The following is an 803-nucleotide window of genomic DNA, read 5'->3' as shown; positions in this document are numbered from 1 at the left end:
ATGACCGTGGGGATGCCCAACAGGCGCATCTTGCCATTGTCTTTGGGTATCTCTACCCTTTTTACTGGGTTCGGACGGTATGAACCGTCAAGCAAGGAACGGATTAGGGCATCCTTGTTAGCCAAGAGCCAAGGGGGCATTTGCTCACATGACATCTTGTCGATACCGCTACAGCCCCTGTTACGCTGCACAGCCTTGTAGGCTTTGAGTAGGTTATCAGGACTGATGATGCGCTCCAACAGGTGTTCCTCGTCGAATGGTACTTCCACGATGTTGTCTTCACATATCCACATGAAGGTCTGCGCTCCCACATATCCTTCGGATTCCGTCCTGTCTTTCTGTGGGCAGCCCTTGACTTCTGCCAATGTTTTCTGCATTCTTTCCTTCATAAGGTACGTTTCAATTACTATCGTTTAATTTATAGGTTCTGCCCTTCATGGAGCGTTATCGAGAACTCCACTACTATGGCATCTGCTGACTTCTCACGGCAAGCTTTACTCCATGACTTTCGTAAAGGCAACTAATCGCCATGTCCGGGAGACCTCCTCGGATAAGGGCTTATTCTTTCCATCTTATACCCACTTCATTTACACCAACCATTCCGAATAGCTATAGGACTTTGATTTGTGTGGCAATCTCATCCATGGTCAAATGCCTTATATGAAGTTTCTGTACGTTAGGTCAGATGTTTGCCGCCAGCTTCTTTCAGATTCCACCTCGCAGTGGACACCCTTGCGATTGGCTATACAATTCCCGCTATTAGGGCTTGTTAGGGACTTGCACCCATTAGAATAAGCTCATGC

Annotated in this window: 1 pseudogene; it reads right to left on the bottom strand. The window is 47.4% G+C overall.

Going from position 1 to position 803, the window contains the following annotated elements:
* A pseudogene (locus ACTQ16_RS16655) lies at positions 1-389 on the bottom strand (group II intron reverse transcriptase/maturase); the annotation flags it as partial.
* Positions 390-803: the final 414 nt, after the last annotated feature.

Origin of the sequence: Prevotella sp. LCP21S3_D2 (assembly GCF_052118345.1) — a bacterium.
Classification (GTDB): domain Bacteria; phylum Bacteroidota; class Bacteroidia; order Bacteroidales; family Bacteroidaceae; genus Prevotella.
Note: the sequence above shows the minus strand (reverse complement) of the source record. Positions and strands in the feature narration are given on the sequence as shown.